The sequence below is a fragment of the Epibacterium ulvae genome, from assembly GCF_900102795.1.
GTDB lineage: Bacteria > Pseudomonadota > Alphaproteobacteria > Rhodobacterales > Rhodobacteraceae > Epibacterium > Epibacterium ulvae.
Map to the genome: position 1 here is coordinate 405,085 of NZ_FMWG01000003.1, position 23,670 is coordinate 428,754.

Annotated in this window: 24 protein-coding genes and 1 pseudogene; 15 read left to right on the forward strand and 10 right to left on the reverse strand. The window is 52.1% G+C overall.

Features of this window, described 5'->3' with window-relative positions; genetic code table 11:
- Positions 1 to 39: 39 nt before the first annotated feature.
- On the reverse strand, positions 40 to 1,203 hold the full coding sequence (locus tag BLP79_RS06920; protein ID WP_090217556.1) for a M20 aminoacylase family protein: 1,164 nt from the start codon (positions 1,201 to 1,203) through the stop codon (positions 40 to 42).
- A 64-nt stretch (positions 1,204 to 1,267) separates the two neighbouring features.
- On the opposite strand from BLP79_RS06920, the gene mazG reads away from it, so the two are divergent.
- The gene (gene mazG / locus BLP79_RS06925) at positions 1,268 to 2,098 is read left to right on the forward strand and encodes a nucleoside triphosphate pyrophosphohydrolase (RefSeq protein WP_090217650.1); all 831 of its coding nucleotides are present in this window, start codon (positions 1,268 to 1,270) and stop codon (positions 2,096 to 2,098) included.
- Between the two features lie 146 nt (positions 2,099 to 2,244).
- Positions 2,245 to 2,649, forward strand: coding sequence for a DM13 domain-containing protein (locus tag BLP79_RS06930; protein WP_090217558.1), 405 nt, complete (start codon positions 2,245 to 2,247; stop codon positions 2,647 to 2,649).
- A gap of 43 nt (positions 2,650 to 2,692) precedes the next feature.
- Here the strand turns inward: BLP79_RS06930 and BLP79_RS06935 are convergent, their stop codons facing one another.
- On the reverse strand, positions 2,693 to 3,142 hold the full coding sequence (locus BLP79_RS06935; RefSeq protein WP_090217560.1) for an MEKHLA domain-containing protein: 450 nt from the start codon (positions 3,140 to 3,142) through the stop codon (positions 2,693 to 2,695).
- A 179-nt stretch (positions 3,143 to 3,321) separates the two neighbouring features.
- Between BLP79_RS06935 and BLP79_RS06940 the strand changes: the two genes are divergently transcribed.
- The 3 genes and pseudogenes from BLP79_RS06940 (at position 3,322) to BLP79_RS06950 (ending at position 4,619) form a co-directional block, all read left to right on the forward strand.
- Positions 3,322 to 3,534 carry a hypothetical protein gene (locus tag BLP79_RS06940; protein ID WP_090217561.1) on the forward strand — a complete coding sequence of 71 codons (213 nt, stop codon included), beginning with the start codon at positions 3,322 to 3,324 and terminating at the stop codon, positions 3,532 to 3,534.
- Between the two features lie 224 nt (positions 3,535 to 3,758).
- Positions 3,759 to 3,857: pseudogene (locus BLP79_RS20240) on the forward strand (hypothetical protein); the annotation flags it as partial.
- Between the two features lie 462 nt (positions 3,858 to 4,319).
- Complete coding sequence (locus tag BLP79_RS06950; protein ID WP_090217564.1) at positions 4,320 to 4,619, forward strand: YciI family protein; 300 nt, start codon at positions 4,320 to 4,322, stop codon at positions 4,617 to 4,619.
- Positions 4,620 to 4,707: 88 nt separating this feature from the next.
- Here BLP79_RS06950 and eno read toward each other — a convergent pair whose 3' ends face one another.
- The 3 genes from eno to BLP79_RS06965 form a co-directional block, all read right to left on the reverse strand.
- A complete protein-coding gene (eno, locus tag BLP79_RS06955; RefSeq protein ID WP_090217566.1) occupies positions 4,708 to 5,985 on the reverse strand; it encodes a phosphopyruvate hydratase in 1,278 nt (425 codons plus the stop codon).
- 147 nt (positions 5,986 to 6,132) lie between these two features.
- Positions 6,133 to 7,017 carry a DMT family transporter gene (locus tag BLP79_RS06960; protein ID WP_090217568.1) on the reverse strand — a complete coding sequence of 295 codons (885 nt, stop codon included), beginning with the start codon at positions 7,015 to 7,017 and terminating at the stop codon, positions 6,133 to 6,135.
- A 124-nt stretch (positions 7,018 to 7,141) separates the two neighbouring features.
- On the reverse strand, positions 7,142 to 7,561 hold the full coding sequence (locus BLP79_RS06965) for a Fur family transcriptional regulator (protein ID WP_090217569.1): 420 nt from the start codon (positions 7,559 to 7,561) through the stop codon (positions 7,142 to 7,144).
- 243 nt (positions 7,562 to 7,804) lie between these two features.
- On the opposite strand from BLP79_RS06965, the gene BLP79_RS06970 reads away from it, so the two are divergent.
- Positions 7,805 to 9,121 carry a DEAD/DEAH box helicase gene (locus BLP79_RS06970; protein ID WP_232716184.1) on the forward strand — a complete coding sequence of 439 codons (1,317 nt, stop codon included), beginning with the start codon at positions 7,805 to 7,807 and terminating at the stop codon, positions 9,119 to 9,121.
- A 32-nt stretch (positions 9,122 to 9,153) separates the two neighbouring features.
- On the opposite strand, the gene BLP79_RS06975 is transcribed toward BLP79_RS06970, so the two are convergent.
- Entirely contained in the window at positions 9,154 to 10,557 is a 1,404-nt protein-coding gene (locus BLP79_RS06975; RefSeq protein ID WP_090217572.1) for a protein adenylyltransferase SelO, read from the reverse strand.
- 54 nt (positions 10,558 to 10,611) lie between these two features.
- Between BLP79_RS06975 and BLP79_RS06980 the strand changes: the two genes are divergently transcribed.
- Complete coding sequence (locus BLP79_RS06980; protein ID WP_090217574.1) at positions 10,612 to 11,028, forward strand: cupin domain-containing protein; 417 nt, start codon at positions 10,612 to 10,614, stop codon at positions 11,026 to 11,028.
- Between the two features lie 3 nt (positions 11,029 to 11,031).
- On the opposite strand, the gene BLP79_RS06985 is transcribed toward BLP79_RS06980, so the two are convergent.
- Positions 11,032 to 12,138 (reverse strand): anhydro-N-acetylmuramic acid kinase, encoded by a 1,107-nt coding sequence (locus BLP79_RS06985; protein ID WP_090217575.1) that lies wholly within the window; start codon positions 12,136 to 12,138, stop codon positions 11,032 to 11,034.
- Positions 12,139 to 12,281: 143 nt separating this feature from the next.
- Here BLP79_RS06985 and tyrS point away from each other — a divergent pair, with 143 nt between their 5' ends.
- On the forward strand, positions 12,282 to 13,538 hold the full coding sequence (gene tyrS / locus BLP79_RS06990; RefSeq protein ID WP_090217578.1) for a tyrosine--tRNA ligase: 1,257 nt from the start codon (positions 12,282 to 12,284) through the stop codon (positions 13,536 to 13,538).
- A 240-nt stretch (positions 13,539 to 13,778) separates the two neighbouring features.
- Entirely contained in the window at positions 13,779 to 14,705 is a 927-nt protein-coding gene (locus tag BLP79_RS06995; protein ID WP_090217580.1) for a GNAT family N-acetyltransferase, read from the forward strand.
- A 513-nt stretch (positions 14,706 to 15,218) separates the two neighbouring features.
- On the opposite strand, the gene BLP79_RS07000 is transcribed toward BLP79_RS06995, so the two are convergent.
- The 3 genes from BLP79_RS07000 to BLP79_RS07010 all read right to left on the reverse strand — a co-directional run bounded on the left by BLP79_RS07000 (position 15,219) and on the right by BLP79_RS07010 (position 18,563).
- The gene (locus BLP79_RS07000; RefSeq protein ID WP_090217581.1) at positions 15,219 to 17,033 is read right to left on the reverse strand and encodes an ABC-F family ATP-binding cassette domain-containing protein; all 1,815 of its coding nucleotides are present in this window, start codon (positions 17,031 to 17,033) and stop codon (positions 15,219 to 15,221) included.
- Positions 17,034 to 17,101: 68 nt separating this feature from the next.
- A complete protein-coding gene (locus BLP79_RS07005; protein WP_090217583.1) occupies positions 17,102 to 17,842 on the reverse strand; it encodes a GNAT family N-acetyltransferase in 741 nt (246 codons plus the stop codon).
- A gap of 244 nt (positions 17,843 to 18,086) precedes the next feature.
- Positions 18,087 to 18,563: an outer membrane protein assembly factor BamE gene (locus tag BLP79_RS07010; RefSeq protein WP_090217651.1), complete on the reverse strand. Its 477-nt coding sequence runs from the start codon at positions 18,561 to 18,563 to the stop codon at positions 18,087 to 18,089.
- An 85-nt stretch (positions 18,564 to 18,648) separates the two neighbouring features.
- Here BLP79_RS07010 and BLP79_RS07015 point away from each other — a divergent pair, with 85 nt between their 5' ends.
- The 6 genes from BLP79_RS07015 to BLP79_RS19805 all read left to right on the forward strand — a co-directional run.
- A complete protein-coding gene (locus BLP79_RS07015; RefSeq protein ID WP_090217584.1) occupies positions 18,649 to 19,191 on the forward strand; it encodes a YceD family protein in 543 nt (180 codons plus the stop codon).
- Positions 19,192 to 19,419: 228 nt separating this feature from the next.
- Positions 19,420 to 19,626: a 50S ribosomal protein L32 gene (gene rpmF / locus BLP79_RS07020; protein WP_090217586.1), complete on the forward strand. Its 207-nt coding sequence runs from the start codon at positions 19,420 to 19,422 to the stop codon at positions 19,624 to 19,626.
- 32 nt (positions 19,627 to 19,658) lie between these two features.
- Entirely contained in the window at positions 19,659 to 20,759 is a 1,101-nt protein-coding gene (gene plsX, locus BLP79_RS07025; protein WP_090217587.1) for a phosphate acyltransferase PlsX, read from the forward strand.
- Between the two features lie 25 nt (positions 20,760 to 20,784).
- Entirely contained in the window at positions 20,785 to 21,756 is a 972-nt protein-coding gene (locus BLP79_RS07030; protein WP_090217589.1) for a beta-ketoacyl-ACP synthase III, read from the forward strand.
- A 93-nt stretch (positions 21,757 to 21,849) separates the two neighbouring features.
- Entirely contained in the window at positions 21,850 to 22,152 is a 303-nt protein-coding gene (ihfA, locus tag BLP79_RS07035) for an integration host factor subunit alpha (protein WP_090217653.1), read from the forward strand.
- Between the two features lie 15 nt (positions 22,153 to 22,167).
- The coding region (locus BLP79_RS19805) for a MerR family transcriptional regulator (protein ID WP_211477621.1) at positions 22,168 to 23,670 on the forward strand (1,503 nt) is incomplete at its 3' end.

A 23,670-nucleotide genomic window follows, 5' to 3' on the forward strand; every position in this document is an offset into this window, starting at 1 on the left:
TTGTTGTTTCTCATCCGATAACGTACCAAAACGGGCTTGTCATCCCAGCGGCTGTGCACGCTCCACAAGGCGTGCGAAAAACGACGCACCTATCGGGGCGATCTCATCGTTAAAATCATATTGTGGCTGATGAAGACCGGCACTGTCACCTTGCCCTAAGAACAGATAGGCCCCCGGGCGCACCTGCAGCATATAAGAGAAGTCCTCAGCACCCATTTGACGTTCCGCGTCTGCATCCACCTGAGCATCACCCGCTATCTCACGCGCGACATCGGCCGCAAACACAACACGTTCTTCGTCGTTCACCGTCGCGGGATACCAGGTATCATAGTCAAGCTCAGCTGATACTCCGTAGCTGATCGCATGACCTTCCACGATTGCCTTCATACGGGCTATGACCATGTCCTGCACCTCTGTTTCAAATGTGCGCACCGTACCATTAATATAGGCCGTTTCCGGAACAATATTATCTGCCCTGCCCGTATGAATTTGTGTCACAGAGACGACAAGATCCTGAAACACATTGTGATTCCGGCTCACGATTGTTTGGATCGCTTGCGCAATACCGCAGGCCGCGACCACCGGATCACGGGTTTCATGCGGCATTGCACCATGCCCGCCAAGGCCCGTAACATTGATGTGAAATTCATCCACTGCGGCCATCATCGGCCCCGGCCGTGTCAAGAAATGCCCAACGGGGACACCGGGAGCGTTGTGCAAAGCGTAGACCTCTGTGATCTGAAAACGATCCATAATCCCTTCATTGACCATGATTTCAGCCCCACCCACAGCCTCTTCTGCAGGTTGGAAAATGAGCGCGACGCGGCCTTTGAAATTACGCGTCTCCGCCAGGTATTTCGCAGCGCCCAAAAGCATGGTTGTATGCCCGTCATGACCACATGCATGCATCTGCCCATCATGCAGCGAGGTATGATCGACACCGCTGTCTTCGGTGATGGGCAAAGCATCCATATCAGCACGCAAGCCAATGGTTGGACCCGTTGCCTGACCGTTGATCACCGCAACAATTCCGCTCGTTGCGATGCCTTCATGAATTTCATCAACCCCAAATTCGCGTAAACGCTCGGCAACAAATGCTGCTGTTTTCGGCAGATCCAACACCAATTCAGGAATCTGATGCAAATGTCGCCGCCAGGCTTTCATCTCCGCAGAATACCCTGCAATGCGATTGATAACTGGCATGGGCTGGACTCCTGACCAAAGACTCGGGATTGATACACCTGACACAAGCAGAAAGGTGGCTGCAATGACCAATTCCGATCTCATCCACGACGAAACCGCCGGTATTGAGCGGCTGCTTGAAATCATGCGTCGGCTTCGAGATCCAGACGGTGGATGCCCGTGGGACATTGAGCAGAATTTTGCTTCTATCGCGCCTTACACAATTGAAGAAGCTTATGAAGTTGCGGATGCAATCGAGCGCGAGGCTTGGGACGAACTGCAAGGCGAACTGGGCGATTTATTGTTTCAATCTGTCTTTCACGCACAAATGGCTGAGGAAGCTGGGCATTTCTCTTTTCAAGACGTGGTCGCGACGATGTCTAACAAGATGGTCAGCCGCCACCCCCATGTGTTTGGCGCCGAAAGTCGTGAAAAGTCTGCCGAACAACAAGTCGCAGATTGGGAAGCCATCAAAGCGACCGAGCGCGCGGCCAAATCAGAGACCGGTACGTTGGATGGGGTCGCTGTTGGTTTGCCTGCTTTGCTACGCGCCTATAAGTTACAAAAACGCGCTGCGCGTGTGGGGTTTGATTGGCCATCAACCACTGATGTGCTCGAAAAAATAGCAGAAGAAAGCGCCGAACTCGTCGAAGCGCGAGAGACCCTGACGCAAACTGAGGTCGAAGAAGAATTTGGTGATTTGATGTTTGTAATGGCCAATCTCGGTCGCCATCTAGGTGTCGAACCCGAGTCAGCCTTGCGTGCTGCGAATGCAAAGTTTACTAAGCGGTTTCAAGGTGTTGAAAAAAAGCTATCCACTCTTGGCAAGACCCCCTCTGACAGTGATCTTGCAGAAATGGACACGCTTTGGGATCAAGTCAAAATTGAAGAGCGAATCAATCCAAAAACACCCTGAAATCCACAAGTGTTGAAGGCGAGGTATCGCTCTTACTTCTCATAGAGATCACGGCCAGTAAGGTTTTTGTGAAGTGTGCAAGGATGCTCTTTCGCAGACACCTGTTTTTGTCTTAGCTGGCCCGTGTCATTAACAGGAGAAGAAATATGATCAATCGCCGTAACGTTTTGATGGGCGCAACAATTGCAGTCGCAGCGGGTGCAAGCGCGATTCCTGCAGCGGCAGGCAGTGACAAAAAAGTTGCGGCAACAGGTTCCTTCACTGGCCTGAGTAACCATGTCACAAGCGGTTCCGTTAAAATCATTCAAAAAGACGGTCGTACCTTTGTAGAGCTTGGTAAAGATTTCTCGCTGGACGGTGGTCCAGATCCACGCGTTGCATTCGGTAAAGACGGCGCATACGCAGCCGATACCAAATTGGGTGCATTGCTCAATCTAACTGGTAAACAGCGCTATGCTGTTCCGCCTTCAATCTCAGCAGCCGATTACAACGAAGTTTATATTTGGTGTGAAGTTGCTGGCGTTCCTTTGGGCGTCGCCAAATTAAAATAACCAACGAAGCCTCTGAGCGTGCAGCTCAGAGGCTTTTGTTGGCTCAAAGGCGGTGGAAATCGGCAAAAAACGCCGCTTCGCCCTGCTTTTTTCCCTCAGTATCAAGCAATGGCCAGATCGTTGCATTTTGGATTTCAAAGCGCTTTCCTGATGCAGAGATCCGAACGCCTTGATAGTTACGAATATACCCTTGCGACCTCATAGTTTCAAACATTCTATTTCGCTTATTACGATGCATTTGTTCTGCGGTATTTTTTGAATGCATAGTTACTAAATCACCCCAACGCACCTCAAACAGCTCTTGTGCAAATAAGTTCCCATAAGTCAAAACTGGATCTGCATCCGTATTATGAGACAGAACAGCAAAAGGAGCATGGTAGAGTTCCTCTGCCTCTGCGACTGGGAATGCCTCTCCAAGGACGTGCTGATAAGACGTCACTATAAGCCTCGCTTGCTCTGCCTGAAACGCATTTGCAGCTGATGGTTCTTTCATATCCCCCCCCCCTGATCACGTTCGTATCGGATAATTCCCTTGTCAAAGATAATAACGCGACAATCAGGTCAACAAACCTCTTTGAAAAGCAGGCGCTCAACACCCAAAAATACCATGCTGGACGGTGGTACGGCTGACTGCTGCCATGCCGGAACATTCCCAACCAAGGAGTTTCCAGCATGGTAAAGAAAGCAACGCGTATTTCGCGCTTTGTCGCTGTTGTTGAAGATCGCCCCACCTATATCGCCTTGGATGTTCACAAGAAGACTAATTCAGTCGTGTTATTCGATCCAGAAGATGGGATCGTTGACACTTACACCTGCCCACCCGCCGAAGAGGCGTTGATCAAGCAACTGTCGAGACTTGGATGTCGGATCGCGCATGTGGTCTAGGAATCTGGCCCGACCAGGTTCCCCCTATCGCATGCGTTAGAGCAGGCAGGATCGTAGTCTCTGTGATTATTGTCTCCCGCACATTCCGTGTAGCCATGCGGCTGCTGCAAAGACGAACCGCATTAATGTCGTGAAGCTGACGAGCTATTTCGCGCTGAAGTGTTTTCACCGGAACGCTTCAATCGAGCGGAAGAAGTCACCTCATATCTTGATATCTTGGTCTCGCTCCTATGGTTGGCCAAAGCGGCAACAGCAAAGCGCGAGCGAAACTACACCCGGTTGGTCAGAAACGGTTGCGCAGCATTCTTGCCGAAGCCGCATGACAATGGACCAGGCGTGATCTCGAAGCCACAACCATCTTACAATCATCATTTCTCGAAGCATGGGATCAGGCAAAAAGCCATTGTGATCGTCGCCCGGAAACTCGCAATCAAGAGCTCTGGCGCATGACGGTGGAAAAACGCCTCTTTCGCCAGCCGAGGGTGTCGCGCATGGGGCCTAGTCTGGATAGCCAACAACAAAGAAGGGCGGCACACTCATCAACCGGCGCGCACCGAAAGAGGTACTTGGTAATCCTAAATCGTGACAAGTACGAATAAGAAAAGGCTTACGCAAGGCCGGTGAACAGTACTGATTTGGCTCCAGATGGCAGTGCGGTTGTAGCGACAGAGATCAACTTATATCCAAAAAACGGGCTTTTCTGGCGATCAGTCTCCCTCATTTCTGGCCCTATAACGTCAAACAGATCACACCTATGCTCGCTCAAAATTTGATAGGAGCGCACTATGACCCGTTGGGCCGTAATTTTTCGTGACGAGCCGGAGATGCTGAAAATTCGAGCTGACAGATCGCTCCGAGATGCGCATGTAGCCTATGCTAAGTCCCATCCAGAATTGCTAATTGGTGGCGGGTTGAAACCCGATACCAACACAGAGTTTTGTGGTGCGCTTTGGATCGTGGAAGCAGACAAACGTGAGGATGTTGAGACTCTGGTGCGAGAAGATCCATTCTTTGTGGAAGAGCATAGGCAATTCGAGATCTTCACTTGGGGAAAAATACTGGAAGACCAAACTGCCACGTTATGAATAGTGACGATTGACAGGTGCCCACATAAGAAAAGGCCCTGCCTAAATGGCAGAGCCTCTCAGAAAACACTAAAAGCGCTTAAGCCGATTACTTTTTGAGGATCGAACGACCTGCATATTCGGCGGTTTCGCCCAGCATCTCTTCAATGCGGATCAATTGATTATACTTTGCCAAACGATCAGAACGAGACAGCGAACCGGTTTTGATCTGGCCGCAGTTGGTTGCAACAGCAAGATCCGCAATGGTCGCATCTTCGGTCTCACCGGAACGGTGCGACATCACGTTCTTAAAGCCCGCGCGATGCGCCATATCAACAGCTTTCAATGTCTCTGACAAAGAGCCGATCTGGTTCACTTTAACCAGCATCGCATTCGCTGACCCTTTTTCGATACCGGTGGACAAACGAGTCGGGTTTGTCACAAACAGATCATCCCCAACCAGTTGGCACTTATCGCCGATGGTGCCGGTCAGCAGTTTCCAGCCGTCCCAGTCATCTTCATCGCAACCATCTTCGATCGAAATAATTGGATAGTCTTCAACCAATTTCGCCAGATAAGCGACATTTTCTTCGGATGTCAGCGAGATCCCCTCGCCTTTCATCTCATACTTGCCATCTTTAAAGTACTCGGTCGCCGCACAGTCCAGCGCCAGATAGATATCTTCACCAGGCTTGTATCCGGCTTTTTCAATCGCAGACATCACAAAGTCTAGCGCTGCGCGGGTGCTTTCCAGCGCCGGAGCAAAACCACCTTCATCACCGATACCGGTGTTGTGACCAGCCGCTGACAGCTCTTTTTTCAAGGTGTGGAACACTTCGGCACCCATACGGATTGCCTCTTTCACATTCGATGCCGACACCGGCATGATCATGAATTCCTGAATATCGATCGGGTTATCTGCGTGCTCACCGCCATTGATGATGTTCATCATCGGAACCGGCAGAATGCGCGCTTGTGTTCCACCAATGTAGCGATACAGCGGTTGCGCTGTGAAATCTGCAGCCGCCTTTGCGACCGCCAGCGAAACCCCCAAAATAGCATTGGCGCCCAAACGACCTTTGTTTTCGGTGCCGTCCAGTTCAATCATTGCCGCGTCAATCGCTTCCTGCTCGGTTACATCAAAACCAACCAGCGCCTCTGCGATCTCACCGTTTACCGCAGACACAGCTTCAAGAACACCTTTGCCAAGGTAGCGTGATTTGTCACCATCACGCTTTTCAACGGCCTCATAGGCCCCTGTTGATGCGCCAGAAGGAACCGCGGCGCGGCCCATGGTGCCATCTTCCAGAATCACGTCAACTTCAACGGTTGGGTTGCCGCGGCTGTCGAGGATTTCGCGGCCAATAATGTCGATAATGGTGCTCATCACGAGGGTCCCTAATATGACTTTCAGTTGTCTGGGTCATAGCAGTCATCGACCAAAAGTAAACCGTTATTGTTATCGCTAACGGTCACTTATTGAAGGTTTAGGGCTAACATGCAACGCGTTTGCGCAAACGGCGAGACCGCTTTCTCATGTTGAGGCAACAGTGGCATGGCGTAAGATCGCTCGCTCTCTCAAAAAGGTATAAAGCCCTGAGCCGATCACTAGACTGGCACCTAATAATGTCACCCCATCGGGGCGTTCACCAAAGACCGCGATACCCACCAGCATAGAGAACAAAAGCCTCGAGTATCGAAATGGCGTCACAACAGCCGCATCCCCAATCCGCATCGCTGTGACAATCGCAAAATATCCGATCACGCCAAATATGCAGCCAGCAATCAACATAGAGGCCTCATGCAGATTTGGCACAGCAAACGTACCGGGTTGCAGCCACATCAGCATCAGACCCGACGGTATGACTGCCATATAGGCTTGAAAGCTCACAACGGTTGATGGCACCGAAGGATCCATACGCCGCGTCAGCAGATCTCTTGTTGCGACACCAAGCACGGACACCAAAACCAAAAGAGTCGTCGCGTCAAACCCTTCAAGGCCAGGCCGAATGATAAGCAACACTCCTGCAAATCCAACCACGATCGCACTCCAACGCCGCCAGCCAACCTGTTCCCCCAAGAAAAGAGCCGCGCCCATGGTAATCACCAAAGGTGTTGCCTGAAACACAGCAGCCACCGTAGACAGATCCACCTGCGACAGGGCAACAACATAAGTCGCCGCAGAGACGGCTTCAGAAGAAGCCCGCAGCAACGGAATTCTAGTCCAGGCCTGAGGCGTTGTAAGGCTGTCACCATTCACCTTGGCCCAAACTGCAAAGACGATAGCGCTTGCAACACATAGAAGAACCAGCACCAATCCAACATGCAATGTTTGCGACAGGGCTTTGATAAAGCTATCTTCTAGCGTAAAGCCAACCATAGCCAGCAATACAAAAAGAATACCGTGCAGATTGTTCATGAGCGAGCGCCTCGAAATACAGTCGCTCTCTTCCATATACTGACGCTAAAACAGCTTCGCCCCTATTTCCGACATCACATCAAGAAATTCTGTGCCGCTGAGCATCACAGAATTTGATCGCCCGTCATTTAGGCTCATTTTTCACCGGCACACCGTAGAGTTCCAGCTTATGCCCGCGCAATTCATACCCTAGTTTGCGTGCAATTTTTTCCTGCAACACTTCGATCTCTGGATCACAAAATTCGATAACCTGTCCTGTGTTAAGGTCGATCAGATGATCATGATGTTCACGCTCGGCATCTTCATAGCGCGCACGCCCATCCCCAAATTCCAGCCGTTCCAAAATACCGGCTTCTTCAAATAATTTCACGGTCCTATAAACCGTTGCAATCGAAATCCCACTGTCGAGAGCGCTGGCACGCTTGTACAACTCCTCCACATCGGGGTGATCTTCGCTGTCCTGCAATGTCTGAGCAATCACCCGACGCTGGCCAGTCATCCTTAACCCCTTAGCTTCACAGCGCGCGATAATCGTTTTGGCCATCGCAGTCTTCCTTTGTTCAACAGGCAGCGGTCAGAGCCTTCTGTTTTTAGCGAAGTTTTTAAGCCACGAAAACAGGCTTTTCTTAGCTTTCACCGGTTGACAAGTGCCTTATCCACAGTCATCTGCGGTGCAACTCCGAAATTTGGCGCGCGGAAGACGTCTGCGCTGCCTCTCTTTGCTTCAGCCCCCGGGAAGGCCTTTGACAAGGCTTTACACTATACGTGGCTGCGAAAGGACTACAGCTTGAGCGAATTTGCCTCAATGGAGCTGCCAAAGCAGCTTATGAAACGTATTGATGAACTGGGTTACAAAGACCCGACCCCTATCCAGTCACATGCAATCCCGCATGCGCTGCAGGGAAAGGATGTTTTAGGCCTCGCGCAAACTGGAACCGGGAAAACAGCGGCATTTGGTATTCCACTGATTTCCTTGATGATGGGATATGGGCGCAAACCCGCCGCTGGCACGGCACGCGGACTTATCCTTGCTCCAACACGCGAGCTGGTAAACCAGATTGCTGCCAACCTCAAAGCTTTGACCGAAGGCAGCCCGGTGCGTGTCACACTGCTGGTAGGCGGTGTGTCGATCAATCCTCAAATCACCCGCCTGTCGCGTGGCACGGATATTTTGGTGGCAACTCCGGGGCGTTTGCTTGATATTCTGGAACGGCGCGCGCTGGATCTTGGGTCTTGTGATTTTCTGGTGCTGGACGAAGCTGATCAGATGCTCGACATGGGCTTTATCCATGCTCTGCGCCAAATTGCACCCTTGCTACCTAAAGAACGCCAAACCATGCTGTTTTCTGCGACCATGCCGAAACAGATGAATGAACTGGCCAGCACCTATCTGGACCGCCCCATTCGTATTGAGGTGACCCCCCCCGGCAAACCGGCCGCAAAAATCAAACAGTCACTTCATTTTATTGCAAAGGCTGAAAAGCTGGGTCTGCTGAAAGAACTGCTTGCCAAACACCCGGAAGAGCGGACGCTGATCTTTGGCCGCACCAAACACGGAATGGAGCGTTTGATGAAAACGCTGGACAAGGCCGGATTTGCAGCAGCTGCCATCCACGGCAATAAGAGTCAGGGCCAGCGGGAGCGCGCATTGAATGCATTTAAATGCGGCGAAATCAAAGTCTTGGTCGCAACAGATGTGGCGGCGCGTGGCCTTGACATTCCAGACGTGAAATTCGTCTATAACTACGAGCTCCCCAATGTTCCCGACGCCTATGTTCATCGCATTGGCCGCACCGCACGTGCTGGTAAAGACGGCGAAGCCATCGCTTTTTGTGCACCAGACGAGATGGATGAGCTAAAAGCCATTCAAAAGACGATGAAAGCCTCTATCCCTGTGGCTTCTGGCCGTCCATGGGAAACCCTTCCTGACGCTACAGAGAAACCAGGGCGCGGACGTGGGCGTGGGCGCCCTGGTGGCGGCGGTGGGCGCCCCGGCGGTCAACGTTCAGGTGGTGGAAATCGTTCTGGCGGTGCACGCCCTGGTGGCAAGCCAAAATCCGGTGGCGGTCGTCGTCGTGGCGGCGGGAACCACGCCAGTAGCTAGTTTAGCAGTACAAAAATCGTTGTGGCACTGCATCAGGTGCCACAAAATGTTGCTTGGACTCTCTGCTCGGGTTCGGGCGGCTTTTGCAGATCTGCAAATTCTGGCTGGTCTTCATAAGGATGGCGCAACGTGGTCATCAGGCGGTTGAACGGCGACAGATCGCCTTCCAGCGCAGACGAAATCATCTGTTCAACCAGATGATTGCGCGCAATAAAGACAGGATTGGCCAATTTCATCACGCGATGCGCATCAGGCTCGCTCAACAAGCGCTGCCGCCATCGCGCTTGCCAGTCCTTCGAGATTTTATCTGACACATTGCCCTTAGATAAGTCGCGGAATGTATTGGTAAAGTCGCACTTTTCATCGCTCATCTGTTGCAAGAGATCGCGCACCAGATCGGCATCTCCGTCTTGGCACTGGGATATACCAATTTTCGCAGCAAACCGACGCAAACGTGCATCATCCAGTAAGCCCGGCATAGAATGCACAATCTCGGTCGCCTCCTCCAACACTGACTCCGGGTCCTCATATTGTTGGATGAGAGCGGTCGCTAACTGAGCAAGATTCCAAACCCCGATATCGGGCTGATTGCTATAGGCATAGCGCCCCATCCGGTCGATGGACGAAAAGACCTGTTGCGGATGATAGTCATCCATAAAAGCACAAGGCCCGTAGTCTATGGTTTCCCCAGCAATAGAGCTGTTATCAGTGTTCATCACCCCATGAATAAACCCAACGCTGAGCCATCCAGCAATCAGCTCGACCTGCGCATCCCGTACTGCGCGCAACAGACCCATGGCGCCTTTTGCCTCAGGGTAGTGGCGAGCAATCGCATATTGGGTGAGCTGTTTAAGCGCATCGATCTGATCCCGCGCGGCGTAGATCTGAAACGTTCCCACACGCAGGTGGCTTTTCGCTACGCGCGTTAGCACGGCCCCCGGAAGGCCGCTTTCACGCCAAACGGTTTCACCCGTGGTCACAGCAGCCAAGGCACGGGTTGTGGGAATGCCCAAAGCGTGCATCGCTTCCGAGACTACGAATTCACGTAGAACTGGCCCAAGCCATGCGCGCCCGTCCCCACCACGAGAGTACGGCGTGCGCCCTGCCCCTTTCAACTGGATGTCTCGACGCTGCCCGTCCTGATCAATCACTTCACCCAGCAAAATCGCACGCCCATCCCCCAGTTGCGAGTTATAGTTTCCAAACTGGTGCCCAGAATAGAGCTGCGCCAATGGATCTGCCCCATCTGGCAGCGCATTGCCCGAAAAGACATCCGCCAGTGCATCTTTGCGATCAGTAGTGATATTCAATTCGTCTGCCAGCTCTGAATTAAAGGCCAGCAGATGCGGGGCCTTCACAGCAACCGGAGACTGTTTTGTGTAGAACACATCGGGCAATTGCGCGAATGTGTTGTCAAATGGGATCGAGACTGTCATGGCCCATACATATGATGTGATCCAATAAAAGCCAGTTCAAATAGAGGCAAACTTATGACAGCGGATGAGATTATCGCAAAACTCAACCTCCAGCCCCACCCTGAGGGCGGCTGGTATCGTCAAACATGGGCTGCAGAAAATGAAGGCCGGCCAACAGGGACATGCATCTATTTTCTGCTGAAAGAAGGAGAACACAGCCACTGGCATAAGGTCGACGCCGCAGAAATCTGGCTTTACCACGCCGGTGCACCACTCATTTTGTCACTGTCTGAAACAGACACAGGCCCTGCCATCGATCACGTGCTTAGCCCCGACCTGACAGAAGGGGCACCCCAGATTATTGTTCCCACAGGCCACTGGCAGGCTGCGCGTACAACGGGCGCGTACACGTTAGTCAGCTGTACCGTGTCACCCGGTTTTCTCTTTGAAGGCTTTGAACTGGCCCCAGAAGGGTTTGACATTCCGCGCTAGAATTTATTCGGGCACGCTCACGATACCACCGCCGACACAGGCGCTTACCCCTGTTGTGCCCGGACATGACGTGGGCAGCCCACGCGCAACCCGAACCGCAAGATAGGCAAAGGCCTGCGCCTCTAACATGTCGCCATCCAGCCCAACCTCCTCAACAGGTTGCACAGGCATATCAAGCGCGACGTGCAACATCTCCATAAGCACTGGATTTTTCCGCCCGCCTCCCGTGACAAGCAAACGCTCTGGTGCCTTTGGACAATGCTCCATGCCCTGCACAACGGATGCGGCACACATGCCAGCTAACGTGGCCACGGCATCAGCGTCTGACAGTTCAGAAACCAGACCTATCATCTCAGAAAAGTCATTCCTATCCAGAGATTTAGGTGGCATTTTTGCAAAATAAGGCTCTGCCAGAAACAACTCTAAGGCGCCCGTTTCAACTGTCCCCGAGCTGGCAAGCTGCCCGCCTTTGTCCATGTCCTGACCACGCCGTGCCAACATCAAATCATTCATCGGCGCGTTGGCAGGTCCGGTGTCAAAGGCCAACAATGCACCGGGTTCATCTGCCCTCTCAAAGCGCGGATCAACATAGGTCAGGTTTCCCACACCTCCAAGATTTAGAAAACACAAAGGCGATTGTGCATCGATGTATTTAGCACAGGCAAAATGAAAAAACGGAGCCAACGGCGCGCCTTCCCCTCCCAGTGCCACATCATCGGATCTGAAATCCCAGACAACCGGAGTATTCAACGCCACTGCCAAGGCTGCGCCGTCACCAACCTGAAGCGTTCCCTGCTGGCGCGGAGCGTGCGCTAAAGTTTGCCCGTGAAACCCTATGACATCTGCATCTGAAAATCCCGTCAGCGCCGTTTGATGCGCCTGATCCGTTACTTTGGCTGCAGCCTCTACCTCGGGGCCTGACCAAAGACCAAGAGCCGCGCGCAAAACTGATTGCTCCTCGGCAGTGTAAGCATGATAGCTGCTGCGCCCAAATCCCTTAATCTCTGTGCCATCCGTCAAAAGCTCCGCGATATCCACCCCATCCAGTGATGTACCGCTCATCGCGCCAACAGCACGTGCAACACCTGTCTTGCCAATTCCTTTGGCCATATCTGCCGATCCTCTAACACGCACATTTGGTGCAGGCTTCGTTTTCTGAAAGTGTATACTTATGAAATTCACAGGAAAACATGTTCCCACCGCTGTAAATGCGTTTTATACAGCAGCTTGCATATTAAACGCCGAGGCATGAAATGACCTACCACCCCAAATCGGATTTTGTCGCTGTCATGATGGAACGCGGGTTCCTTTCGGATTGCACCGATTATCAAGGCCTTGATGAGGCTTTGATGGAAGGTGTCCGCCCGGCTTACATTGGATTTGATGCCACTGCAAAATCACTGCATGTGGGCTCGCTGATCCAGATCATGATGCTGCGCTGGTTCCAAAAGACCGGCCATCAGCCAATCACCCTGATGGGCGGCGGCACCACCAAAGTGGGGGACCCATCGTTCCGTGCTGATGAACGCCCACTTCTGAATGAAGCCGCAATCAACGACAATATTTCTGGCATCCAAAAGGTATTTTCTGCCTATATCGATTACGATACGGACGCACCCAACAAGGCCTTGATGGTTAACAACGCCGAATGGTTGGATAACCTGAACTATCTTGAGTTTCTGCGCGACATCGGACGGCACTTTTCAGTCAACCGGATGTTGTCTTTTGAAAGCGTAAAATCCCGGCTGGATCGTGAGCAGTCGCTATCATTCCTTGAATTCAACTACATGATTCTACAGGCCTACGATTTTTTAGAGCTCAACCGCCGGTATGGCTGCATCCTGCAGATGGGGGGATCTGATCAATGGGGAAACATCGTCAACGGTATCGACCTCACCCGCCGCGTTTTGGACAATTCAATCTTTGGCTTGACATCCCCACTGTTGACCACATCAGATGGTAAAAAAATGGGCAAGTCGCAAGACGGCGCAGTTTGGTTGAATGCGGAAATGCGCTCGCCTTATGAATTCTGGCAGTTCTGGCGCAACACCACCGATGCGGACGTCGGGCGCTTCCTCAAACTATATACCGAATTGCCTGTTGAGGAATGTGAACGCCTTGGCAAGCTTGAAGGCTCTGAAATCAATGCGGCCAAGGTCATATTGGCAAATGAAGTCACAACCTTGCTGCATGGTGCAGATGCCGCCCAAGCTGCAGAAACAACGGCGCGTGAAGTATTTGAAAAAGGTGGTATTGGAGAAGATCTGCCTACGCTCGCCCTCAGCCCAAGCGAGCTTGGCGACGGTATTTCGATTGTACAGTTGATCGTAAAGTCTGGACTGGCCAAATCAGGCAAGGATGCAAAACGCCTGATCAATGAGAATGGCGCTAAGATCGACGACGCACCTCTGACCAATGCGGGCCTCATGATTGATGCGGCCGCACTCTCTTCACCTATTAAGCTCAGCGCGGGTAAAAAACGCCATGCACTGATCCAGCTGGCTGACTAAGGTCATTGATCCATCACAAAACGAAACCGCCCTTTCGACCGAAGGGGCGGTTTTGCATTAGAACAATAGCCACTCAAGCATTGTTAGTACACAAAACACCGGCACGGACAGAACAACAGCAATCAAAAAAGCCGCCGATTTTGTCATGCGTGGCGCAGACGCGGACATTCCATAGATTTTAATTCTATTTTTCATGAGCGCATTAACCCACACTTAGGTTTCCATCCGCTTAATAAGCGCATGTTTGACCTCACACCTCATACCACCTCCGCGCCCTGCTCTGCTGATCTACAACGTCACAAGCCCCTTCAACAATCTGGTGAATTTTTGAAGGCACTGCGGGAGAATGGTCAAAACCCAGTGGTTTTATCAGATCTGGACAACACGCTTGTCTTGACCAAACCTCTGCGACTGGGGCGAACACTTGCTATGGTCAATCGAACGACCATGCAGGAACCAAAGCGCCTTTTTGCCAACCTGCAGGAAAAAGGCTTCAAAAATACACCCATTATCCTCTCACCTGATGCACCTACCTCACATTTGGCAAAATGCGGGGCTGTGCCCTTGGTCAGCCCCGCTCACGTCGCGGTCCTCGCGATGTCAAAAGACACAGAAAAAATGCGCGCGGCCCTGCATCAAAAGTGGCGCAATCGCTTAACCCATGGAGCTCGTCAAAATCTGCGACTTACACGACAAAACTTACCTCAAGATCCAAACCATTGGCTTTTTAAAGCAGACATTTTGCAAGGCCGAACCCGTGGTTATCAAAGCTGGCCTGTCGAGCTCACTTTGGCTTATGCGCGCGCAAACAAAGGACAAGCTAAACTGTTTCAGGCTTTTGAGGGGGCAGAAGCCGTTGCAGCCATACTCATTCTAACACATGGCAATTGTGCAACCTACCATGTGGCCTATAGCACGGAACGGGGCAAAACGCTCTCGGCACATAATCTGCTAATGTGGGAGGCGCTTTGCTGGTTGTCACGTAAAGGCTTTCACACACTCGAACTTGGTGTGGTAAACACCGAGGATGCTCCTGGTCTTGCCCGATTTAAGCTGGGGACGGGCGCAAAACTGCATAAGCTGGGAGGAACATGGGCCTATTGGCATCCAATGAGAATGGTTTTGAAACCTCTGGCTGCTCTGGATCGTAGGTTGATGTCTGCGTAACAGCACGTCACTGTTCCACATCTAGTCCATGCCCGAAGCTTTCCACATTCGAACACCCTCAAATATGGCGACAAGAACGAACCTTACCGGAACCTGAGTGATCATCACTGCTAGTGCATCTGCGCTGGATGCATGGCAGGTGACCTAGCGGCGTCTTATATGGGGGCATGACACCTGCGCACAGTATATCTGCCACCGATTACAGCAAACCTCCAACAAGAAATCCGCGACAAGCTCACAAATGACGCCGCGATGTTAAAGCGTTTGGGAAGCACATGTCTTGTTGCGGTACTGATTGTGATGGATTGTATAAACGGAGATTAAATCCCCCTTGATGGCGGTCAACGAAACTCCCGAATTCGAGCTTTAACCTCGTGGTGCTCCCGCCCAATCTTGTGCTTTTGCAAAGCCCATCGTTTGGTTGGGCCAAGCGCCGCGCCTATGGCGCGGCGCTGGTCGCTTTGGGCTTTGCCCAAAGCGAAACACCTCTCAATTCAATCAGTCGTCATGAAGCTAGTTTGAATTTTTCTCTTCAAGTTCTAGCCACTCCTCTTCCGCAGCTGAAAGTTTGTTTTGACGCTCGACCAATGCTTCTGTCGCCTTTTGAAATTTAACAGGTTCACGCGTGAACAGATCAGGGTCAGCCATCAATGCTTCAAGCTTGGCAATTTCCTGTTCAAAACGTTCCATTTCAGCCGGGAGTGCCTCTAATCTATGACGTTCTTTGTAACTTAAGCCTTCGTTTTCCGATGTTCTGGATGTGGTCGGCTTAGACTTGCTCTGCGTTTTGGATTTACTCGGACGAATAACAGAGTCTTTGGGCGTGCGCTGCGCGAGATAGTCACTCCAGCCCCCTGCATAGGACACAGCGTGACCGCCGCCTTCCATTGCAATCGTTGTGGTTGCAACCCGATCCAGAAAATCACGATCATGGCTCACCAAGAGAACTGTGCCATCATAGGCGTCCAGCAATTCTTGCAACAAATCCAAGGTCTCAACATCAAGATCATTGGTCGGCTCATCAAGCACCAGCAGATTTGATGTCCGCGCCATCAAACGGGCTAAAAGCAGGCGTGCCTTCTCCCCACCAGACAACGAACGAACAGGTGCCCGTGCCTGACGTTCATCAAATAAAAACTCTTTGAGATACCCAACCACATGTTTGGGCTGGCCGCGGACCATAACCTGATCCGCTTTACCCGAGACCCGCATAGATGGATCAGAGGTCAGATTGTCCCAAAGGCTCATATCCGGGTCAAGCTGCTCACGTGTTTGATCAAAGAGCGCGACTTCCAGATTGGTTCCGCGTTTGATTGATCCTGTGTCTGGTTCAATTTCCCCCAGCAGCATTTTTAACAGTGTGGTTTTCCCGGTTCCATTTGGCCCCACAAACGCCACCCTGTCCCCACGCTGCACCTTTAGGTCAAAGGGGGTCAGAATGATTTTATCGCCGAACTGCTTGGTAATCCCCTCCGCTTCGATCACTTTGCGCCCTGATTTGGGCCCCGCCTCAAGTGCCAGTTCAGCCGCGCCTTGGCGTTTAATCTGACTGGAACGCTCTGCCTTGAGGTCCTGCAAGGCGCGCACGCGACCCATATTGCGTTTACGGCGCGCGGAAATCCCTTCAACTGCCCAACGGCTTTCGGACTTAATAAGCCTGTTCAGTTTATGGCGCGCCTGATCTTCTTCGTCCCAGATCTTATCCCGCCAAGCTTCAAAGGCCTCAAACCCTTTTTCCTGTCGTCGAACCTGACCACGATCCACCCATAAGGTCGCGCGCGTCAGCGCATTTAGAAAAGCACGGTCGTGCGAGATCAAGACGAATCCTGCACGTGTGGCCGACAATTCTCCTTCAAGCCAGGTGATAGCCTCAATATCCAAATGGTTTGTCGGCTCATCCAACAGCATCAGATCCGGCGCTTCAGCCATCAATTTGGCCAAAGCAGCCCGACGCCGCTCGCCGCCAGAAGCCGTTTCAACGGGACGTGCTGGATCAAACTTCAGGCCTTCTCCAGCCCGCTCAACTTTGTACATCTCACCTGCGTCCAGCCCACTGGCCGCGAAATCCCCAAGCGTGGCAAACCCTTCCATCTTTGGGTCTTGCTCCATGTAGCCGACGCTTTTGCCAGGTGGCACCACAATAGATCCAGTATCCGCTTCGACAAGTTCAGCCATGACTTTCATCAATGTTGACTTACCAGAGCCATTGCGCCCCACCAAAGCAACCCGGTCGCCGGGTTGCACCACCAGATCAAGGTCCGAAAAAATAGGATCTCCACCAAAGGTCAAAGAAATCCCGCTCATCTGTAAAAGAGGTATACGTGCCATAAGAGCCAGCTACCGCTCAGAAGGCGAGAGGTCAATGTGGGGACACACGCCCAAGCGCGACAAATCGATTATACAGCAGTGGCGCGTAATAATCTTTTGCGGGCGGGCGGGATTGCGCCAATCTCAAGCCCAGTAAACACATGTAAGGTATTCATTTGGGTATCGACCACGGCATGATCGCTGACCCACCCTCCCATCATAAGATAACTCCGAAGCAACGGTGGCATCCGCATCATGGCTTTTTTTACATCCGGCTTGCGCCGCAATCGCGCGGCATAACGAAAGACGTTGGGCGCCTTCACACGCGGCAACCAACGCGCCGGAGCCAGATGGCGGTGTTTTAGCATTGCAAATGCATCCAAATATTCCTTGGTTTCTGTCCCTGCAAAAGAGGAACATCCAAACAACATTTGAATGTCATTGCGATCAACAAAAACCGTCATCGCAGCCCAGGCCAGCCGTAAAACATCAGGATCGTTATTGGTTGGGTGAATACAAAATCGCCCCATTTCAACCAATCGCCCCTCAAATGCATGCAAGGCGCTTAGGTCATAGAATTGTGCCGAATAACTATCGGCGATGTGATCGCCGCCCGTTAGCACCATCATACGAAAGCAGCACACCAGCATGTCCGTTCGTGTGTCTTCGACTAAGACATGTGTGCAGATTGGATCGTGACCGTCCTGATCCCAACCATGGGTGCAAAAACACAGCGTGCGAAGCGCCTGTGCCGCAGCGATATCATCAGACCCACGCGCCAGTCGTGCTTGATAGTGCCCTTTCCTCAGCAAAACATCGTCTTCAGCCATACAGAGCCTCCACATCAACAGATGGTCTAATTTGGTTGCGTATTGATTTGCTACCTAATCAGCATGACAGTCAAATGAAGCGCTGCCGCTGCGTCACCTCTACGTCGGGGCGTGCCAAAAACCTTGTTTAGCATGCGCACTCAACAAGCACATGCCGTCGTTGCAGATTGTTGGAGCTTCACACAAAGCACCTCCTGCGCGTAAAATCAAAACATAGGAAACTGCAACGTAGACCTATCTTATCTTAGCTATCTGGGCTCAAGAAATCTCCTGGGTTGAAATTCCCAAGGTTGCCCAACAGCTGGCGCAAGAAGGTTTTATCGCGCAGATTAGATTCGGTTATACGACGTTGCAGGGGGAAAACCTTCCCGTCTTCCAGCCCAAAGCGTTGAATACCTGTGACTGTGCCTGTCTCATTAAAGTTGATCGCGACCAGTTCGCGCGAGATGACTTTGGGTTCGCGCACACCGCGATTGCGGATAACACTCGTCACATAATAATATCCACCGTCTCGCAACACACCGCTTGTAGACGGTTGGCCGATGGTTTCATCGACGGCCTCTTTAGTATCCACCCCAGGTACGATATCAGCCAAAAGCTCTTCGCTTGGCACGTATCCATGCTTACGATCGATTGACGCGCAAGCTGTCAGAGCGGTGAGAGCAATACCAAGCACCGTCGCTTTTAGTGCTTTATTGTGAATTTCGCTCTTTCTTGTCATGCCGTTCATCCCCTCTGGCTTGAACCTGCCTTTCAACCCGATTACCTAAACCACAGCTTCGGTTCAAGAAACGAAAGACTTCACGATGTCGCAAACTACCGTATTTCGGGTCGCGGACCTGTCGCAAAACCGCCCGACCTCTTTTGACCTGCGCCCAGAACCTGAGGCGCTCAAGGCTCTTGCGCAGGAATTTGGCCTAGAGGACCTTCGCAAAGTCCGTTTTCACGGCGAAATCAACGCACATGGCAAACGCGACTGGCAACTAAAAGCGACCCTTGGCGCTACGATTGGCCAAATCTGCGTCGTGACACTGGATCAAATGAGCACACGGGTCGATACCCCGGTCCATCGCCTGTTTCTGCGTGAGCTGCAGACGCCAGACGAGGAAGAGATCGAAATGCAAGAAGATGATTCGATTGAACCTCTCGGCCCTGAAATTGATCTGGAGGCCTTGATGGCAGAGGCGCTTGCCTTGGAAATCCCAGAATTTCCGCGCAAAAAAAATGCACAACTTGGCGAAGCTGTCTTTGCTGAACCTGGCATTACCCCTATGCGAGATGAGGATACCAGACCGTTTGCAGGTCTCTCTGCCTTGAAAGACGCGCTGAACAGTGCGGCAAAAGAGTAGATTCTCTTTAATCTCATGACGGCGATGCACCCAACTTTCTAAGAACGATTGATCCGATCCGTAAAAACTCCTTGCGAAAGCAAAGATTCTCGCTATTTTCGCGCGCTCATCGGATTTATCGTTGGACATTAGGCAGACTGCGGCGTAAACGCACGTCACACCGAATTAAAACGGAACAGAAACACGCTGCGGGGATCTCCCCAAAGCCCCAGTTACGAAGGTTGAGACATGGCTGTCCAACAGAATAAAGTATCCAAATCGCGCCGTAACAACCGCCGCGCGCACGATGCCCTGGTTGCTGCAAACCCCAACGAATGCTCCAACTGTGGCGAGCTGCGCCGTCCGCACCACGTGTGCCCTTCTTGCGGTCATTACGACAGTAAAGAAGTAATCGCTCAGGCGAATGAAGTCGATCTGGACGAAGACGCGGCTTAATCCCACGTTTTGTTGATACAGGCAGGCTTTAAATGACCGGCGAACCCGTTTCCAGTCAGGCGCAGGCCCGCCCTATCACTATTTCCGTCGATGCTATGGGCGGAGACGCCGGCCCCGCAGTAGTGGTGGCCGGCCTTGCTAAATCTGCAAAGAAAAACCCCAACATCAGATTTATTCTACATGGCTCTGAAGAGCTGCTGACCCCTTTGGTTGCGAAACGCCGAAATCTGCAAAATCGCGTTCAGATTCGCGATGCGCGTAACGTTGTCACAATGGAAGATAAACCCAGCCAGGTTATGCGCAATGGTAAGGGTACGTCTATGTGGTCAACGCTTGATGCGGTAAAAAAAGGCCAAGCAGACGGCGCTGTTTCCTGTGGCAATACGGGCGCGTTGATGGCGCTGAGTATGCTGAGATTACGCAAAATGCCGGGTGTAAACAGACCCGCAATTGCGATATTTTGGCCTTCTCTCAACCCTCAAGGCTTTAACGTGATGCTGGATGTGGGCGCAGATGTAAAAGCAGATGCGGAAGATCTGCTGCAATTTGCTCTGATGGGCGTGTCATATGCGCGCAACTCTATGGATCTCGCCCAGCCCCGGGTAGGATTGTTGAATGTAGGCACCGAGGAACACAAAGGACGCGCTGAACTAAAAGAAGCCCATGGGTTAATCAGCAAAGAAGCCGAGACCTCCAATTTTGACTTTGTCGGCTTTGTTGAGGGAAGTGATATTCCTGGCGATGTTGCAGACGTCATTGTGACTGATGGCTTTACCGGGAATGTCGCGATTAAAACTGGAGAAGGCACAGCCAGCCTCATTCGCAGTTCTCTAAAAGAAGCGTTTCAGTATTCGCTATTGTCTCGCATTGCAGCCGTCCTTGCGCTGACCTCGCTAAAACGCCTGTCAAAACGGATCGATCCCCGCCGCGTCAACGGTGGCGTGTTTCTTGGTCTCAATGGAACCGTCGTTAAGTCTCATGGGGGCGCCGATGCGACTGGTGTTTCTGCCGCAATCAAACTGGCATTTCGTCTGGCTGAACAGGGTTTTTCGGAAAAATTAGCGGCACGGGTTGCCTCTGCCAAAGAGCCACCTCAAGATGAGCAAACTTCGGCCCACTCCGAAGCCTCCTAAATTATAAAGACAAGGGCAGGTAATCATGACACGACGCGCAGTGGTGGTTGGCACCGGACATTATTTACCGGAACGGGTGGTCGAAAACGCGGAATTTGAAGCAACACTCGACACCACTGACGAATGGATTCGCACCCGCTCTGGCATCGAACGTCGCCATTTCGCCGCTGACGGTCAAAATACATCAGATCTAGCAACCAAAGCCGCTGCCACAGCGTTGAATGATGCTGGCTTAGCCGCTGACGATATTGACGCCATCGTCCTTGCCACTTCCACTGCGGACCTGACATTCCCTTCAGCTGCGACCATGGTTCAAGCCGCGCTTGGCATGACTCGTGGATTTGCATTTGATGTCCAAGCCGTCTGCGCAGGGTTTGTATACGCCCTAAGCAATGCGAACGCCTTGATCCTGTCAGGTCAGGCAAATCGTGTTCTTGTCATCGGTGCCGAAACTTTTAGCCGCATCTTGGATTGGAACGACCGATCAACCTGTGTGCTGTTCGGCGACGGCGCTGGAGCGCTGATCCTAGAGGCACAGGAACATGCCGGGGCCGTCGATGATCGTGGTATACATTCCACCGATCTGAATTCAGATGGCCGCCACAAAGATCTGCTTTATGTCGATGGCGGCGTTTCAACTCAGAACACTGGCCAGCTCCGCATGCAGGGCAATCAGGTTTTCCGCCATGCTGTTGAAAAGTTAGCGAAAACCGCTCATACGGCTTTGGCACGCGCAAATATGTCTGCTGATGATGTCGATTGGATCGTACCACATCAGGCCAATATTCGCATCATTCAAGGCACGGCCAAAAAGATGGGCCTGCCCATGGAAAAAGTTGTGGTAACAGTTCAGGATCATGGCAATACCTCAGCCGCCTCTATTCCGCTGGCTCTCTCCGTTGGCAAACAGCGCGGTCAGATCAAAGAAGGAGATCTGATTGTTACCGAAGCTATAGGCGGTGGTCTCGCCTGGGGTGCGGTAGTGTTGCGCTGGTGACCGCTCTTTGACGCCCAAAGCTCACCTGCAATTCATTGATATTGACAGGGATTTTACCAAGCCCCTATGGTTGAGCAAACAACGGGGAACGGTATGAGTGAAAAAACGCTAACACGCATGGATCTTAGTGAGGCTGTCTTCCGCGAGGTCGGCCTATCGAGAAATGAGAGCGCACAATTGGTAGAAAGCATGTTGCAACACATGTCAGATGCTTTAGTTCGCGGAGAGCAAGTTAAAATTTCATCCTTTGGCACGTTCAGCGTTCGGGACAAAACAGCCCGGATTGGACGTAATCCGAAAACAGGTGAAGAGGTGCCAATCCAGCCGCGGCGGGTTTTGACCTTCCGCCCCTCACATCTGATGAAGGACCGCGTCGCCGAGGGCAATCGCAAGTAAAACCGGACTTTATAGATGTCAAAATCACCAGACGCCTTCCGTACCATCAGCGAAGTAGCGGAGTGGCTGGAGATACAAGCGCATGTATTGCGCTTCTGGGAAAGTAAATTTACCCAGCTCAAACCCGTGAAAAGAGCCGGTGGAAGACGGTATTACCGTCCCACCGATATGCTGCTGTTAGGCGGGATACGGCATCTGTTGCACGACAAAGGCCTGTCCATCAAAGAGGTTCAGGCTATTTTACGCGACCAAGGCGTGGAGGCCGTTGCCGAACTTTCCCATCCGTTGGAAGCAGATGGCATTGAAGCACAAACACCAACCGCACCAGCTGCTGCAGCGCCGGTTGAAGTGGCGTCTGCTCAACCAGATCTGTTGTCGGCAACAGAAACTACAACGTCTCAAACACCGGCAGATACGCCAACTGAACCTTCGCAGGGGATGGAAAGCGGGGCGGACCATCAGGGCATGGTTGAAACCCCTCCCCCTCAGTCCGCAGATGTAACTGGATCTATCGCTTCAAATGAGGTGCAAGATCACACGCTATCAAGTTTGGCCGCGCCAGAACTTCCTCTGGAAGAAACCGCTGTATCTAGCCCGACAGCGCCCCCTGTTCAGGCACCTGCCGCCTCACCTGTGCCGCCCTCTGCAGAGCAGCAATCTGATCTCGCTTTCCAAGTCGCTGAGGCAGCGCATCAAAATACAGACAATGTCCTACCCCTGTCTGCTCAACCTTCTACAAATGAAGCAACCATCCCCGAGATCGAACCACGAGTAGGATCGGTTGGGAATAATGACCTTGTGCCAACAGCGCCGCACGCCAGTTCGGATCAAATCTCGCAAGCCCCTCAAGCGCAGCCTACGATGTCGCCTTCGCCAGATGAGCCCGTTGAAGCGGTATCCCTAGACACTGCGACAGACATGCCCGAACCTATAAATCAACCACTTGCAGGAACAACTGAATCTGCAGTTGAAATACCTGAATTTTCACCTTCAGAACCTTCGGTGGCAGAGGCGAGTTTAGACCTTTCGGGCAAAGCCGATTCAGAAATAGATCCAACACCATCCACCACCACACCGATCGTCGAGGACCCAGCGCCGCACAGTGAACAAACTCAGCAAGCTGACCAAATACAAGCATCCGCACCAGTGGACATGGTCGCCCCCTCTCCTCAAACAGAGGAGGTAAATACACCTCCGCCTGCACTTGAAACTGTCGCGTTGGACTCCTCAACACCAATAACTGAGAGCGCCGCAAATCCCCCCCTTCAACGAGAAATTGCGCCAAAATCGCTGGCTGAACAAAACGTAGAAGATCCGCACGAACAGACTGCATCCAGCAGTGACGTGCAGCATACGATTGAACAAACCACAGCAACTGAGCCAGCGGCGCCACCGCCTACTTCACAAATATCAACGCTCATCCCTGAGGCGACTGAGGCGACTGAGGCGACTGAGGCGACTGAGGCGACTGAGGCGACTGAGGCGACTGAGGCGACTGAGGCGACTGAGGCGACTGAG

Bases quoted from the DNA above. Each gene is read 5' to 3' on its own strand.
- BLP79_RS06920 (WP_090217556.1), bottom strand. From the start codon at position 1,203: ATGCCAGTTATCAATCGCATTGCAGGGTATTCTGCGGAGATGAAAGCC.
- mazG (WP_090217650.1), top strand. From the start codon at position 1,268: ATGACCAATTCCGATCTCATCCACGACGAAACCGCCGGTATTGAGCGG.
- BLP79_RS06930 (WP_090217558.1), top strand. From the start codon at position 2,245: ATGATCAATCGCCGTAACGTTTTGATGGGCGCAACAATTGCAGTCGCA.
- BLP79_RS06935 (WP_090217560.1), bottom strand. From the start codon at position 3,142: ATGAAAGAACCATCAGCTGCAAATGCGTTTCAGGCAGAGCAAGCGAGG.
- BLP79_RS06940 (WP_090217561.1), top strand. From the start codon at position 3,322: ATGGTAAAGAAAGCAACGCGTATTTCGCGCTTTGTCGCTGTTGTTGAA.
- BLP79_RS06950 (WP_090217564.1), top strand. From the start codon at position 4,320: ATGACCCGTTGGGCCGTAATTTTTCGTGACGAGCCGGAGATGCTGAAA.
- eno (WP_090217566.1), bottom strand. From the start codon at position 5,985: ATGAGCACCATTATCGACATTATTGGCCGCGAAATCCTCGACAGCCGC.
- BLP79_RS06960 (WP_090217568.1), bottom strand. From the start codon at position 7,017: ATGAACAATCTGCACGGTATTCTTTTTGTATTGCTGGCTATGGTTGGC.
- BLP79_RS06965 (WP_090217569.1), bottom strand. From the start codon at position 7,561: ATGGCCAAAACGATTATCGCGCGCTGTGAAGCTAAGGGGTTAAGGATG.
- BLP79_RS06975 (WP_090217572.1), bottom strand. From the start codon at position 10,557: ATGACAGTCTCGATCCCATTTGACAACACATTCGCGCAATTGCCCGAT.
- BLP79_RS06980 (WP_090217574.1), top strand. From the start codon at position 10,612: ATGACAGCGGATGAGATTATCGCAAAACTCAACCTCCAGCCCCACCCT.
- BLP79_RS06985 (WP_090217575.1), bottom strand. From the start codon at position 12,138: ATGGCCAAAGGAATTGGCAAGACAGGTGTTGCACGTGCTGTTGGCGCG.
- tyrS (WP_090217578.1), top strand. From the start codon at position 12,282: ATGACCTACCACCCCAAATCGGATTTTGTCGCTGTCATGATGGAACGC.
- BLP79_RS06995 (WP_090217580.1), top strand. From the start codon at position 13,779: ATGTTTGACCTCACACCTCATACCACCTCCGCGCCCTGCTCTGCTGAT.
- BLP79_RS07000 (WP_090217581.1), bottom strand. From the start codon at position 17,033: ATGGCACGTATACCTCTTTTACAGATGAGCGGGATTTCTTTGACCTTT.
- BLP79_RS07005 (WP_090217583.1), bottom strand. From the start codon at position 17,842: ATGGCTGAAGACGATGTTTTGCTGAGGAAAGGGCACTATCAAGCACGA.
- BLP79_RS07010 (WP_090217651.1), bottom strand. From the start codon at position 18,563: ATGACAAGAAAGAGCGAAATTCACAATAAAGCACTAAAAGCGACGGTG.
- BLP79_RS07015 (WP_090217584.1), top strand. From the start codon at position 18,649: ATGTCGCAAACTACCGTATTTCGGGTCGCGGACCTGTCGCAAAACCGC.
- rpmF (WP_090217586.1), top strand. From the start codon at position 19,420: ATGGCTGTCCAACAGAATAAAGTATCCAAATCGCGCCGTAACAACCGC.
- plsX (WP_090217587.1), top strand. From the start codon at position 19,659: ATGACCGGCGAACCCGTTTCCAGTCAGGCGCAGGCCCGCCCTATCACT.
- BLP79_RS07030 (WP_090217589.1), top strand. From the start codon at position 20,785: ATGACACGACGCGCAGTGGTGGTTGGCACCGGACATTATTTACCGGAA.
- ihfA (WP_090217653.1), top strand. From the start codon at position 21,850: ATGAGTGAAAAAACGCTAACACGCATGGATCTTAGTGAGGCTGTCTTC.